This is a genomic window from Micromonospora eburnea, assembly GCF_900090225.1.
Taxonomy (GTDB): domain Bacteria; phylum Actinomycetota; class Actinomycetes; order Mycobacteriales; family Micromonosporaceae; genus Micromonospora; species Micromonospora eburnea.
On sequence record NZ_FMHY01000002.1, the window covers coordinates 5378039 to 5393423 of the forward strand.

Annotated in this window: 15 protein-coding genes; 8 read left to right on the forward strand and 7 right to left on the reverse strand. The window is 72.0% G+C overall.

The features are described from left to right. Nucleotides 1-9: 9 nt before the first annotated feature. Genes GA0070604_RS23145 through GA0070604_RS23155 form a run of 3 tightly spaced genes read left to right on the forward strand, consistent with a single transcriptional unit; the run spans nucleotide 10 to nucleotide 2646 of the window. Nucleotides 10-879 carry a DUF4097 family beta strand repeat-containing protein gene (locus GA0070604_RS23145; RefSeq protein WP_091122467.1) on the forward strand — a complete coding sequence of 290 codons (870 nt, stop codon included), beginning with the start codon at nucleotides 10-12 and terminating at the stop codon, nucleotides 877-879. Between the two features lie 25 nt (nucleotides 880-904). Next, on the forward strand, nucleotides 905-1858 hold the full coding sequence (locus GA0070604_RS23150; protein WP_091122471.1) for an ATP-binding cassette domain-containing protein: 954 nt from the start codon (nucleotides 905-907) through the stop codon (nucleotides 1856-1858). After that, nucleotides 1855-2646, forward strand: coding sequence for an ABC transporter permease (locus GA0070604_RS23155; protein ID WP_091122475.1), 792 nt, complete (start codon nucleotides 1855-1857; stop codon nucleotides 2644-2646). The genes GA0070604_RS23150 and GA0070604_RS23155 overlap by 4 nt, the downstream gene beginning before the upstream one ends. A gap of 25 nt (nucleotides 2647-2671) precedes the next feature. Here GA0070604_RS23155 and GA0070604_RS23160 read toward each other — a convergent pair whose 3' ends face one another. Next, nucleotides 2672-2887 (reverse strand): hypothetical protein, encoded by a 216-nt coding sequence (locus tag GA0070604_RS23160; RefSeq protein ID WP_091122479.1) that lies wholly within the window; start codon nucleotides 2885-2887, stop codon nucleotides 2672-2674. 119 nt (nucleotides 2888-3006) lie between these two features. Continuing rightward, nucleotides 3007-4455 carry an NYN domain-containing protein gene (locus GA0070604_RS23165; RefSeq protein ID WP_091122483.1) on the reverse strand — a complete coding sequence of 483 codons (1449 nt, stop codon included), beginning with the start codon at nucleotides 4453-4455 and terminating at the stop codon, nucleotides 3007-3009. 127 nt (nucleotides 4456-4582) lie between these two features. Here GA0070604_RS23165 and GA0070604_RS23170 point away from each other — a divergent pair, with 127 nt between their 5' ends. The 5 genes from GA0070604_RS23170 (at nucleotide 4583) to GA0070604_RS23190 (ending at nucleotide 10159) form a co-directional block, all read left to right on the forward strand. Then, the gene (locus GA0070604_RS23170) at nucleotides 4583-6340 is read left to right on the forward strand and encodes a DEDD exonuclease domain-containing protein (protein ID WP_091122487.1); all 1758 of its coding nucleotides are present in this window, start codon (nucleotides 4583-4585) and stop codon (nucleotides 6338-6340) included. 125 nt (nucleotides 6341-6465) lie between these two features. After that, complete coding sequence (locus tag GA0070604_RS23175; protein WP_091122490.1) at nucleotides 6466-8256, forward strand: RelA/SpoT family protein; 1791 nt, start codon at nucleotides 6466-6468, stop codon at nucleotides 8254-8256. A 49-nt stretch (nucleotides 8257-8305) separates the two neighbouring features. Then, nucleotides 8306-8845, forward strand: coding sequence for an NUDIX hydrolase (locus GA0070604_RS23180; RefSeq protein WP_091122494.1), 540 nt, complete (start codon nucleotides 8306-8308; stop codon nucleotides 8843-8845). Nucleotides 8846-8958: 113 nt separating this feature from the next. Then, complete coding sequence (locus tag GA0070604_RS23185; RefSeq protein ID WP_244162233.1) at nucleotides 8959-9819, forward strand: nucleotidyltransferase family protein; 861 nt, start codon at nucleotides 8959-8961, stop codon at nucleotides 9817-9819. A 52-nt stretch (nucleotides 9820-9871) separates the two neighbouring features. Then, nucleotides 9872-10159: an Lrp/AsnC family transcriptional regulator gene (locus tag GA0070604_RS23190; RefSeq protein ID WP_091122500.1), complete on the forward strand. Its 288-nt coding sequence runs from the start codon at nucleotides 9872-9874 to the stop codon at nucleotides 10157-10159. Between the two features lie 65 nt (nucleotides 10160-10224). Here GA0070604_RS23190 and GA0070604_RS23195 read toward each other — a convergent pair whose 3' ends face one another. The 5 genes from GA0070604_RS23195 to ctaE all read right to left on the reverse strand — a co-directional run bounded on the left by GA0070604_RS23195 (nucleotide 10225) and on the right by ctaE (nucleotide 15381). After that, entirely contained in the window at nucleotides 10225-10893 is a 669-nt protein-coding gene (locus GA0070604_RS23195) for a DUF4142 domain-containing protein (protein WP_091122503.1), read from the reverse strand. A 210-nt stretch (nucleotides 10894-11103) separates the two neighbouring features. Beyond that, a complete protein-coding gene (gene qcrB, locus GA0070604_RS23200; RefSeq protein ID WP_091122507.1) occupies nucleotides 11104-12723 on the reverse strand; it encodes a cytochrome bc1 complex cytochrome b subunit in 1620 nt (539 codons plus the stop codon). Continuing rightward, entirely contained in the window at nucleotides 12720-13805 is a 1086-nt protein-coding gene (gene qcrA, locus GA0070604_RS23205) for a cytochrome bc1 complex Rieske iron-sulfur subunit (RefSeq protein ID WP_091122510.1), read from the reverse strand. The genes qcrB and qcrA overlap by 4 nt, the downstream gene beginning before the upstream one ends. A gap of 67 nt (nucleotides 13806-13872) precedes the next feature. Beyond that, nucleotides 13873-14709 (reverse strand): cytochrome bc1 complex diheme cytochrome c subunit, encoded by an 837-nt coding sequence (qcrC, locus tag GA0070604_RS23210; protein ID WP_091122513.1) that lies wholly within the window; start codon nucleotides 14707-14709, stop codon nucleotides 13873-13875. Nucleotides 14710-14781: 72 nt separating this feature from the next. Continuing rightward, nucleotides 14782-15381 carry an aa3-type cytochrome oxidase subunit III gene (ctaE, locus tag GA0070604_RS23215; RefSeq protein WP_091122517.1) on the reverse strand — a complete coding sequence of 200 codons (600 nt, stop codon included), beginning with the start codon at nucleotides 15379-15381 and terminating at the stop codon, nucleotides 14782-14784. Between the last annotated feature and the right edge of the window lie 4 nt (nucleotides 15382-15385).

The window sequence follows — 15385 nt, forward strand, 5'->3', positions numbered from 1 at the left end:
AATCCCGCCATGCCCACCTTCAACACCCCGGAACAGATCCAGGCCGTCGTGGAGATCGCCGTCGGCGACATCCGCATCGCGGCCGGCGACCGTGACACCACGGTCGTCGAGATACGCCCGACCGACGCCAGCAGGGAGGCCGACGTCCAGGCCGCACAACAGACCCGTGTCGAGTACGCCGACGGCAGGCTGGTGGTCAAGGGGCCGCGGCAACGGACGCTGATGCACAAGCTGGTCGGCGACGGCGGCGTGTTCGGCAAGGTCGGGTCGATCGACGTGACGATCGACCTGCCGACCGGCTCGCGGGTCCAGGGCAACGCCTCGGTCGGCGCGTTCCGCTGCACCGGCCGCCTCGGCGAGTGCCGGCTGAAGACCTCCGCCGGCGACATCCAAGCCGACCACACCGGCCCGCTGGACCTCTCCACCGCCGCGGGCGCGGTGGAGGTGGCCTCCGTCGCCGGTCACGCCGAGGTGAGCACCGGAACCGGCCGGATCCGGTTGGGCGAGGTCGACGGCGGCGCGGTGATCAAGAACTCCAACGGCGACAGCTGGGTCGGCACGGTCGGCGGCGACCTGCGGGTGAACGCGGCCAACGGCGACATCTCCGTCGACCGTGCCAAGGCCGGCGTCACCGCCGCCACCGCCAACGGCGACATCCGGATCGGAGAGGTCCGCCAGGGGCCGGTCTCGGTGAAGACCGCGATGGGCCAGCTCGAGATCGGCATCTACGGCGGCACCGCGGCCTTCCTGGACCTGCACACCTCCTTCGGCAACGTACGCAACCAGATCGAGCCCTCCGACACCCCGTCACAGGAGGAACGGACCGTCGAGGTCCGGGCCCGCACCTCGTACGGCGACATTGTCATCCGGCGCAGCTGACCCCGCCCCGCCCAGAGGAGACACGATGACCACCTCACCCCCGCCCGCGATCGCGGCCACCGGGCTCCGCAAGTCCTACGGCGACCACGTGGTGCTCGACGGCATCGACCTGGCCGTGGCACCGGGAACGATCTTCGCCCTGCTGGGCCCGAACGGCGCCGGCAAGACCACCACCGTGCAGATCCTGTCCACGCTCATCCCGGCCGACGACGGTGTGGCCCGGGTCGCCGGGCACGACCTGACCCGGGAGCCCGACGCGGTACGCGCGGCGATCGGCGTGACCGGCCAGTTCGCCGCCGTCGACGGACTGCTCACCGGCACGGAGAACCTGCTCCTGATGGCCGACCTGCACCACCTCGACCGGGCCGAGGGCCGGCGACGCACCCGCGAGCTGCTGACGCGCTTCGACCTCGTCGAGGCGGCCGGCAGGACCGCCGCCACCTACTCGGGCGGCATGCGCCGCCGGCTCGACCTGGCGATGGGGTTGATCGGCACGCCGCGCGTGCTCTTCCTCGACGAGCCGACCACCGGCCTCGATCCGCGCAGCCGACGCGAGGTGTGGCAGATCGTCCGCGACCTCGTCGCCGACGGGATGACCGTCTTCCTCACCACCCAGTACCTGGAGGAGGCGGACCAGCTCGCGGACCGGGTGGCCGTGCTCGACCACGGCCGGCTGATCGCCGAGGGCACCCCGGACGAACTCAAGCGCCTGGTCCCGGGCGGGCACATCGCCCTGCGGTTCACCGACCCGGCGAACCGCGCCGCGGCCGAGTCCCTGCTCGGCGGCGTCCCCGGCACCGACCAGCTCACCCTGCAGGTCCCCGGCGACGGCGGGGTCGCGTCGCTGCGGGTGTTGCTCGACCGGCTCGACGACGCCTCGATCGGCGTCGAGTCGCTCGCCGTGCACACGCCCGACCTCGACGACGTCTTCCTGGCGCTGACCAACCAGCCCACCAAGGAAAAGGTTCCGCTGCGATGACCACACTCTCGTACGCCGTCCGCGACTCGGGCACGATGCTGCGCCGCAACCTGCGACACATGCTGCGCTACCCCTCGCTGACCCTGATGCTCGCCGGCATGCCCGTGCTGTTCCTGCTGCTCTTCGTCTACGTCTTCGGCGGCACGCTGGGCAACGGCCTCGGCGGGCCGTCCGGCGGGCGGGCCGCGTACCTCACCTACGTCGTGCCCGGCATCCTGCTGATGGGCGTGGCCGGCGCGGCCAACGGCACCGCGATATCGATAGCCACCGACATGACCGAGGGGATCATCGCCCGGTTCCGCACCATGGCGATCGCCCGTGGCTCGGTGCTGACCGGTCATGTGGTCGGCAGCATGATCCAGACGATGCTCAGCCTGGTCCTGGTGGTCGGTGTCGCGCTGCTGGTCGGTTTCCGGTCCGATGCCGGCCCACTCGCCTGGCTCGCCACCGCCGGGGTGCTGGCCATGGCGACCTTCGCCCTCACCTGGCTGGCCGTGGCTCTCGGCCTGGTCAGCGAGAGCGTCGAGACGGCCAGCAACCTGCCGATGCCGCTGACGATCCTGCCGTTCCTCGGCAGCGCTTTCGTGCCCACCGAGTCGATGCCGGCCGGGCTACGCCAGTTCGCCGAGTATCAGCCGTTCACCCCGATCATCGAGACCCTGCGTGGTCTGCTGACCGGCGGCCCGGTCGGGTCGAACGCCGTGGTCGCCACCGCCTGGTGCGCCGCCATCGCGCTGGTGAGCTACCTCTGGGCGAAGCGGCTCTACGCCCGCCGGACCGTGCGCTGACCGGCGCCGCCCGAACCGCGGTGGTTCACGCCGCCCGCCCCCGCCGGGTCCGGCGGGGGCGGGCGGCCGGAGCCGGCGCCAGCACCTCCACCGCGAAGCCGGCCCGGGCGAACACCTCGATCGCCCGGTGCTCGGCCGCGTCCAGCCGGGCCACCGGCGAGTCCACGTCGAGCAACGCGGTCACCAGGCAGCCGGAGCAGCCGGCGCCACGGATCCCACAGGTGTCACAGTCGATGAGCATCGTGCCTCCTGACGGAGTCTGGCGGCGGGCGCGACCTCGTCGTCACCACCCGGCCACCGTCGGTCAGGTCGGACACTAGTCACCGGGTACGACAGAAACGGACAACCGGTGATCAACAGTCAGGAGCGGGACAGCCGACGCAGCAGCGAGTCGGCGCCGAGCGGGTACGCGCCGTGTCGGCGTACCCCGTCGGCGACCTCGCGGTCGGAGGAGACCACCACCACCGGCCGGCCCGGCGGCTCGGCGCGGACCAGCCGGCGGATCAACTCGTCCGCGGTCTCCCCCTTGCGGGAGAAGAGCACCCGCACCCCGCGCGGCGAGGGCGGCAACCCGTGGATCCGCTCCGCGCCGTCGAAGACCACGGTGACCTCGTCGCCGGTCTGCGCGGCGATCCCACCCAACCCGCCGATCAGCCGTTTACGCTGCTGCTCCAGCGACATCTCACCGAAGCCGCGCTTGGTGACGTTGTAGCCGTCGACCACCAGGTGCGCCTTGGGCAGCGCGAGCAGCTGGTCCAGCCGGGCCGGATCGTCGGTGTCCCGGGCACGGGCGGCGGCACCGGCCGGGGTGGCCGCCGACTGGTCGGCGAAGGCGTCCGCGACGAAGTCCGCCGGCAGCTTCTCCACCGGATCGAGCGCCAGCTCACGGCGCAACCCCACCGCTGCCTGCCCGATGGTCTCCAGCAGCAGCCACAGTTTCGCGTCGTCGACCGAACGGGCCTCCTTGGCGACCGCCCGGGCCACCCCCGCCGCGGACTCCGCCTCGGCCAGCCGGGCCCGTACGCGGCGCAGCTCGGCGTCCGCGTCCGCCGCCGCCCGCGCGGCCCGGCCCCGCTCGGTGGCCAGCATCTCGGTGGCCTTGCGCTCCCGGCCCTGGGTCTCCCGCAGGGCCCGGGCGAGCTGGCGCGCCTCCTCGCGGAGCTGGCCCAACTCCTCCCGCACCCGGGCCAGCTCGTCGCGGAGCTTCTCCGCCTCGACCCGGGCCACGGCCCGGTCGTGCTCGGCGCGGGTGGCCCGCTGCTCGGCCTCCCGGACCAGCTCGGCCACCACCGCACTGTCCGCCTCCGCGCGCACCGCGGCGCCGCTCGCCTCGATCAGTTCGCGCCAGCCCTCGGGCCGGGCCAGATAGGCCAGGGCGGCCACCTCGACCGGGTCGGCGGCGGCCGGAGCGGTCCCCTCCACGACGGCCGCGCCCAGGTCGCCGGCATCGGCCAGCACCCGTGCGGCGATCCGCTGCCGGAACAGCGGGTCGGCGGTGAGCTGGGCGGCGATGACCGGGGCGCCCAGCCGGGCACGCCGGTTCGGGGCGAACTTGGCGACCCGGCGCAACGGGACGGGCACCTCGTCGGCGGGCAATCCGGGCAGCACGGCCGCGGTGAGCGCCACGATCCGCTGCCGGACCGGCTCGGGCAGGACCGGCTCGGGCTCGGGGTCGGCCGGCCCGCCGGGATCGGTCGACCCGCTGGCGGCGTCCGTACTCGAAGCCCGCGGGCTCTCACCGGCGTCGTGCACGGCGGCCACGGGCCCCTCCTCGGGGAGGTGGTCGTCGTACGGCTCGGTGAGGGGCATGTGGCAAGTCTCCCACCGCGGACGGGCTCACCGCCCGGTGAGTGAGCCGATCTCTCATCCTAATCCTGTGGCAACGGCTGGGACCGGTGGGACGGGAGTGTCGCACCCGGCCGCTAGCGTGCCGCCCGTGACGCGAGCCGAGTACGTCCAGGAGACGCTGGCCGGCCTGGACCGGGCGGCGGGCACCGGGGTCGACCCCGCGCTGCCGCTCTACGCGACCACCTTCGTGGTGGTCGACCTGGAGACCACCGGCGGCGCGCCGGACGGCGGCGGGATCACCGAGATCGGCGCGGTCAAGGTGCGCGGCGGCGAGGAGCTGGGGGTGCTGGCCACCCTGGTCAACCCCGGCGAGCCGATCCCGCCGTTCATCACCGTGCTGACCGGCATCACCCAGGCCATGCTGCTCCCCGCCCCGCCGATCGAGCAGGTGCTGCCGAGCTTCCTGGAGTTCATCGCCGACGCCGTGCTGGTCGCCCACAACGCCCCGTACGACGTGGGCTTCCTGAAGGCCGCCTGCGCGAAGCACGGCTACCGCTGGCCCAACCCGCGGGTGCTGGACACCGCGGCGCTGGCCCGCCGGGTGCTCACCCGCGACGAGGTGCCCAACCGCAAGCTGGGCACCCTGGCCGCCTACTTCCGCACCGCCACCCAGCCGACCCACCGGGCGTTGGACGACGCGAAGGCCACCGTCGACGTGCTGCACGGGCTGATCGGCCGGCTCGGCGGGCACCGGGTGGACACCATCGGCGAGGCGATCGAGTTCGCCAAGGCGGTCACCCCCACCCAGCGCCGCAAACGCCACCTCGCCGACGGGCTGCCGAAGGTGCCCGGGGTCTACATCTTCCGGGCCGCCGACGACCGGCCGCTCTACGTCGGCACCTCCGGCGACATCGCCACCCGGGTCCGCAGCTACTTCACCGCGGCGGAGAAACGGGCCCGGATCTCGGAGATGCTGGCCGCCGCCGAGCGGGTCGAGGCCGTCGAGTGCGCGCACTCGCTGGAGGCGGAGGTCCGCGAGCTGCGGTTGATCGCCGCGCACGCGCCGCCGTACAACCGGCGCTCGAAGTACCCGGAACGCCAGGTCTGGCTGAAGCTGACCGACGAGGCGTACCCGAGGCTGTCGATCGTGCGCGACCTCGCCCCCACCGACACCGCCTACCTCGGCCCGTTCCGCTCCAAGCAGGCCGCCGAGCTGGCCGCCGCCGGCTTCCACGACGCGGTGCCGTTGCGCCAGTGCACCCACCGGCTCTCCCGGCGTACCACCATTCCGGCCTGCGCGCTGGCCGAGCTGGGTCGCTGCCCGGCACCCTGCGAGCACCGGATCACCCCGGAGGAATACGACCACCGCGCCGCCACCCCGTTCCGTACCGCGACCACCGACGACCCGCAGGTGGTGGTGGACGCCCTGCTCGCCCGGATCGAGGTGCTCTCCCAGGCACAGCGGTACGAGGAGGCCGCGGTGGCGCGCGCCCGGCTGGCCGCGGTGCTGCGCGCGGCGGTCCGGATGCAGCGCCTGGTCGCGCTGACCCGCATCGCCGAGCTGGCGGCCGCCCGCCCGCACGCCCGGGGCGGCTGGGAGCTGGCCCTGGTCCGGCACGGCCGGCTGGCCGGCGCGGGCGTCTCCCCGCCGGGCGTCCATCCGAGACCGACGCTGAACGCGATCCGGGCGACCGCCGAGACCGTCCTGCCCGGTCACGGTCCGGTTCCGGCGGCCTCCGCCGAGGAGACCGAACGCATCCTGTCCTGGTTGGAGCGACCGGAGACCCGGCTGGTGGAGGCCTCCTCCGGCTGGGCGTCGCCGACCGTCGGCGCAGGCCGGTTCCGCGCCCTACTGGCGAAGGCCGAAAACGGAGGGTCCCACCAACTCTCGACCGAACGCTCATGACCAAGTGTCCGATCGGACTACGTCAACTCCCTTAGTCTGTTAAGAGAGTGCAGTCCTGCCCGTTTCGCGGGCCTGCTCCCGGTCGCGGCACGGCGGCCCGGGGCCGGGGTGAGGAGGTGTCCCAGGTGGACGTCGACGCCGGACACGGCGCCGCCCTGGGCGGCGCCCTCCCGACCCAGCCGGGCGAACTGCCGCTGACCCGCCGGCTGCGCTCCCTGCTCACCTGGCCCACCAACGACACCGAACCGGTCAGCGCGCTGGTCCGCGCCCACCGGGGCATCCACGCCAACGCCGAAGCGTCGGTGCTGCGGCGGGCGTACACGATCGCCGAGAACATGCACCGCGGCCAGTTCCGCAAGAGCGGCGAGCCGTACATCACCCATCCCCTCGCCGTCGCCCAGATCTGCGCCGACCTCGGCATGGACACCATCACCCTGGTCGCCGCGCTGCTGCACGACACCGTGGAGGACACCCGCTACACCCTCCAGGCCCTCCAGGAGGACTTCGGCCGCGAGGTCGCCCACCTGGTCGACGGGGTGACCAAGTTCGACAAGGCGTTCTACGGCAAGGCCGCCGAGGCGGAGACCGTCCGCAAGATGATCGTCGCGGCCGGCAAGGACGTCCGGGTGCTGATCATCAAGCTGGCCGACCGGCTGCACAACATGCGCACCCTCGGCGTACGCTCCGCCGCCTCGCGGGAGCGGATCGCGCGCAAGACCGAGGAGGTACTCGTCCCGCTCTGCGACCGGCTGGGCATCCAGAGCCTGAAACGCGAGCTGGACGACGTGGTGCTGCTGCACCTGCACCCCGAGGAGCACGCCCGGATCGCCCGGCACGTGCACGACCGGCCCGGGTGGGACGCATACCTCGCCGAGGTGGTGGCGAAGACCAGGGTGGCGCTGCGCCGCAGCCGGGTCGACGCCGAGGTCTCCCCCCGCCCCCGGCACCTCTACTCGATCTGGAAGGACACCGTGGCGGGCGGGTACGCGGTCCCGTACGACCTGCCCCGCATCGCGATCGTGGTGGACGGTCCGGCCACCGACTGCTACGCCGCCCTCGGCGCGGTGCACGGGCTGTGGCGGCCGGTGCCGGGCCGCTTCAAGGACTTCATCGCCTCCCCCAAGAACAACCTCTACCGCTCGCTGCACACCAGCGTCCGCGGCCCGCAGGACCGTACGGTGGAGGTGCTCATCCGCACCGAGGAGATGCACCGTTCCGCCGAGTACGGCATCGCCGCCCACTACCGTTTCCCGGGCGCCGCCGGGCGGGCCGCCGACCGGGCCGACGAGCTGGCCTGGCTGCGCCGGGTGCTCGACTGGGAGCAGGAGACCGTCGACCCGACCCAGTTCATGGAGTCGCTGCGCTGCGACCTGGCGGAGGCGCAGATCCAGGTGGTCGCCGACGGGCGGCAGGTCGTCCTCCCGGCCGGCGCGACCCCGGTCGACCTGGCGTACGAGCTGGGCACCGAGCGGGGCGACCACTGCCTCGCCGCCCGGATCAACGGGCGGCTGGCCCCGCTCTCCTCCGAGCTGGAGGAGGGCGACGTGGTGGAGATCTTCACCGAGAGCGACGCGGAGACCGGCTTCGAGGCCGACGCCGCGCCGCGCGGGCCGCGCCGGGAGTGGCTGCGCTTCGTCAAGTCGCCGCACGCCCAGATGCAGATCAACCGCTGGTTCGCCGAGCACACCGAGCCGGGCATCACGATCGCCGACAAGGTACGCCTCGGCCGGGCCACCATCGGCCTCGCGCTGCGCAAGCACAACCGGGGCCTGGCCAGCGACCTGCCGCTGCTACGGCTGTCCGAGGAACTGGGCTATCCGGACCTGGAAACCCTGCTGGTGGCGGTCTTCGACCGGGCGGTCGAGCCGGACACGGTGGTCCAGCAGCTGATCGACCTCGTCGACCACCGGCACTAGCCGAAAGCCGTTCATCCGGCGGAGCCCCATGGCCACTAGCCTTACAGGCATGATCCCCCGCGCGCGTGCCACCGGACGGGCCCTCGGCTATCAACTCTTCTACCGCCTTCCCGTCCCGCTGCGGCGTCGGCTGGTCCGCCTGGCCGTGCCGAAGTACGTCGTCGGCGCGGTCACCCTGGTCCGGGACGCCGAGGCCGGTGGCGCGGGGCGGCTCCTGCTGCTGCGCCAGCCGCCCGGCTACAGCTGGACCCTGCCGGCCGGGCTGCTGCAACGCGGTGAGGCGCCGGTGGTCGGCGCGGCCCGCGAGCTGCACGAGGAGTCGGGCATCCGGCTCTCCCCCGACCGGCTGCGTCCGGCCGTGCCCAATGCCGTGGTGCACGCCAAGGGTTGGGTCGACGTGGTCTTCGAGACCGAGGTGCCGGCCTCGACCGCCGAGCTGAAGGTGGACGGCGCCGAGGTGCTGGAGGCGGCCTGGCACCCGCTGGACGATCTGCCCCGGCTGAGCCGGGCCACCGCCAACCTGCTCGCCTACTACGACATCGGCCCGCGCGCCGGCGAGGTTCCGCCGGCGGCGCCTCCCACCGCGTGACCGGCCCCGCCGGCCCGCCCCGATCGGGTGGCACGGACCGCCCCGACCGGGCCGGCGGCCAGCGTACGCCGACCGGCCGGGCCGGCGCGGCGGGTCCCGGCTGGCGGGCGGCGGTGGACGTCTGCGCGGTGGTGCTCGCGGCCGGCGAGGGCACCCGGCTGCGCCCGCTGACCGAGCGGGTGCCCAAGGCGCTCTGCCCGGTCGGCAACGTGCCGCTGCTGGACCGGGCCCTCGACCGGCTGGCCGGGCTCGGCCTGACCGGCCCGGAACACGTCGCGGTGAACGCCTGTTACCTGGGCGACCTCGTGGTGGCGCACGTCGGCTCCCGGGCCCACCTGTCGGTCGAGCCGGGCGATCCGCTCGGCACCGCCGGCGGGCTGGGCAACCTGCGGGACTGGGTCGCCGGGCGGGGGGTGCTGGTCGGCAACGCCGACGCGTACCTGGCCGATCCGGTCGCCCCGCCGGGGCCGGACGTCGCCGCGCTGCTGGACGGCTGGGACGGGCGGAGCGTACGCCTGCTCGGCCAGCCGGCCGACGACCCGGCGGCTCCGGGCACCTTCGGCGGCCACCGGTTCGTCGGGTTCTCGCTGCTGCCCTGGCGGCTGGTGCGGGACCTGCCGGCGACCTTCGGCGACCTGGTACGGGCGGTGTGGCGACCGGCGGAGGCGGCCGGCGCGCTGGCGGTGGTGCCCTACCGGGGCACCTTCTACGACACCGGCACCCCGGCCGACTACCTGGCGGCCAACCTGCACGCGGCCGGCGACGGCAGCCTCGTGCACCCGAGCGCGACGGTCACCGGGTGGGTACGCCGGGCGGTGATCGGCGCGGGGGCGACCGTCCGGGGCGAGGTCGCCCGCGCCGTGGTCTGGCCCGGCGCGACGGTCGGGCCGGACGAACGGCTCACCGACGCGGTCCGCGCCCCGGGCGGACTGACCGTCCCGGCGGCCCAGATCGCCGAGCCGGGGACGGGCTGACCAGGCGAACCTCTAGCATGGGCCACGACGTCGACGAACGGAGAAATGTCCCGTGATCACCGCGATCGTGCTGATCGACTGCGCCACCGACTCCATCCCCGAGGTGGCCGAAACCCTGGCCAACCTGCCCGGCGTCAGCGAGGTCTACTCGGTGGCCGGTCACGTCGACCTGATCGCCATGGTCCGGGTCCGCGAGTTCGAGCAGATCGCCCAGGTCATCGCCGGCAGCATCTCCAAGGTGCCCGGGGTGATCAACACCGAGTCGCACATCGCGTTCCGGGCGTACTCGCAGCACGACCTGGAGGAGGCGTTCGCGATCGGGCTGGCCAACGCCGACTGACCCCAGGTACACGTGGTGGCCGGCCCATCCCCCAGGGACGGACCGGCCACCATCGGTCGTACGGGTCAGCTCTGGCTCGGCGCCGGGGTCTCCGTGGTGCCCGGAGCCGGCGTCTCGGTCGTGCCCGGAGCCGGGGACTCGGTGCCGCCCGGAGCCGGCGTGGTGGTGCCGCCCGGGCTGGGCGTGCCGCTGGGGCTGGTCTGCGGCACCGGGATGCCCAGGGTCTCAGCCAGCGACGTCAGGGCGTCGAGGTGCGCCTGGAGCACCGGCAGCGCGTCCTGGGCCAGCGTGATCACCGACTGCTCGGAACCCTGCGAGATCTGGGTCTGAGTGGCCTGGATGGCTTGGACGTGACCGTTCAGCTCGGCGGTCACCCACGCCTTGTCGAACTCAGCCCCGCTGAGGCCGTTCAGCTGGTTGAGGATGTTCTGCTGGTCCGCGGTCGGGCTGTTCGGCAACTGGACGTTCAACTGCTGCGCGGTGGACTTCACCGAGTCGTCCAGCTGGGTGTGGTCCGTAACGAACTGCTTGCCCAGATCCTTCACCTGCTCGTTCTGCCCCTTCTGCTGGGCCAGGTTGCCCGAGGCGATCTCGAAGAGGTTGACCTGGTGCAGCGCCTGCAGGTACTGGGTGTCCTGCGTCGACGGCTGTGCCGCGGCCTGCGCCGCCGCGGCGGGCGCCAACCCGACCACCACCATGGCAGCCAGGAGTCCGAGGCGTTTGATACCCAACATCTTTCCCCCCCTTTTTCGTTGGACCGCACGGATACCCGGCTGACCGGGGTTATTCCTGCGAATCCACCCGTCCGGGTCGGGGGGTGGCGGGGCAGCGGAGCGGAAGCATGGGGCACGCGGCGGGCGGGACGGGACGGACGGCGCGGAAACGGCCGTGGCGCCCGCCGGAGAGCCGGCGGGCGCCACGATCAGTGGTACTCGGTCAGAGGATCAGCGACGGCTCTCGCCGCTGCCGATCTCCTCGCGCTCCGGTCGGGGCTCGACCGGCGGGTGCCCCGGCGAAACCGGCGCCTCGACCGGCTTCTCGATCGGGTAGAAGAAGCCCCGGACCGCCGGGCCGAGGGCACCGAGCCGGTTCATCTTCTTCGGGACGACCCAGCCGACGTAGTCCAGCGCCTCGTGGCCCTCGGCCGAGCTGAGCGGCTGGTGGACCTCGACGAACCGGCCGTCCGGCATCCGCTTGATGATGCCGGTCTCCACGCCGTGGGCCAGCACCTCCCGGTCGTGCTGCTGCAGACCGAGGCAGATGCGGTGGGTGACGTAGTACGCCAGCGGCGGGAGGATCAGCAGGCCGACCCGGCCCGCCCAGGTCATCGCGTTCAGGCTGATGTGGAACTTGTCGGCGATGACGTCGTTGGCGCCGGAGAGGGTCAGCACGATGAAGAACGTCACCGCCATCGCACCCAGTCCGGTCCGGGCCGGGACGTCCCGGGGCCGCTGGAGCAGGTTGTGGTGGCGGTAGTCCTTGAGGCGGCGGGCCTCCAGGAACGGGTACATCGTCGACAGGCCCACCAGGATGCCGGGGAGCACGACCGTCGGCCAGAACAGCGGCGGGATGACGTACCCGTCGCCGATCGGGATGCTGATCTCCCAGCCCGGCATGAGGCGGGTCGAGCCGTCGAGGAACATGACGTACCAGTCGGGCTGGCTGGCCGCGGAGACCACCCACGCCTCGTACGGACCGAAGAACCAGATCGGGTTGATCTGGAACAGGCCACCCATCAGCGCGATCACGCCGAAGACGACCAGGAAGAAGCCGGCCTGCTTGATCGCGTAGCGCGGGAACATCCGCTCGCCGACCACGTTGTCGTTGGTCCGGCCGGGGCCGGGCCACTGGGTGTGCTTCTGCTTGAAGACCAGGCCCAGGTGGACGCTGATCAGCGCCACCAGCAGACCCGGGACGAGCAGCACGTGGGCGATGAAGAACCGGCTGATGATGATGGTGCCCGGGAACTCCCCGCCGAAGATCGACGAGCTGACCCAGGAGCCGATCACCGGAATCGACAGGATGATGCCGGAGGCGATCCGCAGACCGGTGCCCGACAGGCCGTCGTCCGGCAGCGAGTAGCCGGTGAAGCCCGCCAGGAAGCCCACCCAGAACAGCAGCGAGCCGATGATCCAGTTCGTCTCACGCGGCTTGCGGAACGCGCCGGTGAAGAACACCCGGAGCATGTGCACCACGATGGCGGCCATGAACAGCAGGGCCGACCAGTGGTGCATCTGCCGCATGATCAGACCACCGCGGACATCGAACGAGATGTCCAGGCTGGAGGCGTACGCGGCCGACATCGGAGTGCCCCGCAGCGGGGCGTAGCTGCCGTTGTAGACCACCTCGGCCATCGACGGCTCGAAGAAGAAGGTCAGGAACACACCGGTCAGCAGCAGCACGACGAACGAGAAGAGCGCGATCTCGCCGAGCAGGAAGGACCAGTGGTCGGGGAAGACCTTGTTCAGCAGCTTGCGCAGTGGGGTGGCCGCCGAGAACCGGTCGTCCAGCGCGCCGGCGGTCCGGGCCGGCACCGCGGCTACGTCAAACTTTCGGCGCTTCATGGCCGCTCCCAGAAGTCGGGGCCGATGGTTTCGGTGTAGTCGGACTTCGCCACGAAGAAGCCCTCCTCGTCCACCTCGAGCGGCAGCTGCGGCAGCCGTCGGTTGGCCGGGCCGAAGACCGGCTCGGCGTTGTCGGTGATGAGGAACTGCGACTGGTGGCAGGGGCAGAGCAGCCGGTTGGTCTGCTGCTCGTAGAGGCTCGCCGGGCAGCCGGCGTGCGTGCAGATCTTGGAGAACGCCGCGAAGTTGCCCCACATGTAGTCGCCGTGCCCGACCCGGGCGTTGGCGGTGCGGGACTTCTCCGCGTCGCCGTCACGCAGGTGGATCAGCAGGGTCGGCGAGTCGGCGTACTTGTTGCTGACGCCGCCGTCGACGCCCGGGAACACGGTGAGCTGACCACCGACGCTGACGTCCGCCGGGCGGATCGGCCGGCCGTCCTCGCGGATCAGGCGGATCTTCTTCCCGTCCATCGGCTTGAACCCGGTGGTGAACATCTGGTTGTTCTTGTGCGGGTTCTCGATCAGACCGCCCACCAGCGGCGCCGCGGCCACCAGGCCGACCGGCGCGAGACCGGCCATCAGCGAGGCGCCGAGCAGCGGCCGACGCCGGACGCCCAGCTCGTCGGCCATGTAGAGCATGGTCTCGCCGGTGATCCGGCGGTCCTCCGAGGAGCTCGGCTGGTCGTGCCGGTCCTGGATCGAGACCTCCTTCGGCAGCAGCTTCTTGCCCCAGGTGAGGATGCCGAAGCCGATGCCGAGCAGCGCGATGCCGAGGGTCACGCCGAGCAGCGGGGTGTACCAGTTGTCACCGCCGCGGCCCGGCTCCCACTCCCACGGCCACCAGATGTAGACGACCAGGAACGCGGTGGCGGCCAGGCCGGTCAGCAGGAAGAACGTGGCGACGGTACGGGTCAGCCGGCGCTCCGCCCGGCTGCCCGGGACCACCTGCGGCTCGTAGTGGACGATCTCGATGTCGTCCCGCCGCGCGCCCTCCTGGACGATGTCGAACCGGGACAGCCGCGGGTCGTCCAGGTCGAGCGGCTCCCGCCCCTGCGGTGCCTGGCGCTCGATATGCGTGCTCATGCCGCCACCTCGCTACGGGCGGCGCCGGGGGTCGACGCCGCAGCACTGAAACGAATGGTTCGCTCGGTCACGACTTGCCCGCAATCCACAGGCTCGCGAAGACCAGCGCGACGATGCCGACCAGGAAGGCCGCCAGGCCCTCGGTCGACGGGCCGTACCGGCCCAGGTTGAGACCGCCCTGGTCCTGGTCGGTCTTCAGGGTGTCCTGGATGTAGGCGATGATGTCCGCCTTCTCCTGCGGAGAGATCTGGTTGTCCCCGAACACCGGCATGTTCTGCGGGCCGCTCAGCATGGCGGCGTAGATCTGCCGGTCGCTGGCCGGCTTGAGGCTCGGCGCGTACTTGCCGGAGGAAAGCGCACCGCCGCCACCGCCGAAGGCGTGGCACTGCGAGCAGTTGATCCGGAAGAGCTCGCCACCGGTGGCCAGGTTGGCGTTCTGGCGCAGGTTGTTGCCCGCCGGGACCTCCGGGCCGCCGCCGAGCTCCTGGATGTACTGGCCGAGCTGGCGCACCTGCTCGTCGGTGAACGACGGCGGCTTGCGCATGGCCTGGGCTTCCTGGCGGGCCATCGGCATCCGACCGCTGCTGACCTGGAACTCGACCGACGCCGAACCCACACCGATCAGGCTCGGACCGCGGCCTTCGATGCCCTGGGCGTTGCGACCGTGGCAGCTCACACAGCTCACGTCGAACAGCGCCTTGCCCTCGTTGGCGGCGGCGCTCAGGGGCGGCGTGTCCTGCGCCTGCACGCCGGGGGCGAAGACGGTGTAGGCGCCGCCGGCCAGCATCAGCGCGGCGGCCAGCCGGACCGCGGCACCCAGCCGGCGGCGGCCCCTGCTGCGCGCTACGGGCCGCCCGCGCAACCGCGCGAGCAGACCGCGTCGGCGGTCGTTGTCAGAAGTCATGACCTGTGTCCTTAACCGGTTGGACCTTGTCTCAGGGGACGGAGCAGCGGCGCGGTTCGTGACGCGCCAAGATCACTGGAGCCAGTAGATCATGGCGTAGAGCCCGATCCACACGACGTCGACGAAGTGCCAGTAGTAGGACACGACGATGGCCGACGTGGCCTGCGCCGGGGTGAACCGGCCCATGGTGGTGCGGATCATGAAGATGATGAAGGCGATCAGACCGCCGGTCACGTGCAGACCGTGGAAGCCGGTGGTCAGGTAGAACATCGACCCGTACCCGTCCGCGTTGATCTTGACGCCCTCGTGCACCAGGTTGCGGTACTCGTTCGCCTGGCCGAGCACGAAGATCAGACCCATCACGAAGGTGATCGTGAACCACCGGCGGAGGGCGTGGACGTCACCCTTCTCGGCCGCGAAGACACCGAGCTGGCAGGTCACCGAGGAGAGCACCAGGATCACCGTGAAGGTGGTCGCGTAGGGCACATTCAGGATCTCGGTGTGCTTCTCCCACTGCTCCGGCGCCGCCGCGCGGATCGAGAAGTACATCGCGAACAGCGCCGCGAAGAACATGAGTTCGCTGGAGAGCCACACGATCGTCCCGACGCTGACCATGTTGGGACGCGTCAGGGAGTGGATCCGGCTCTTGTCAATGGCTGGGGCCGCAGTCACGCGG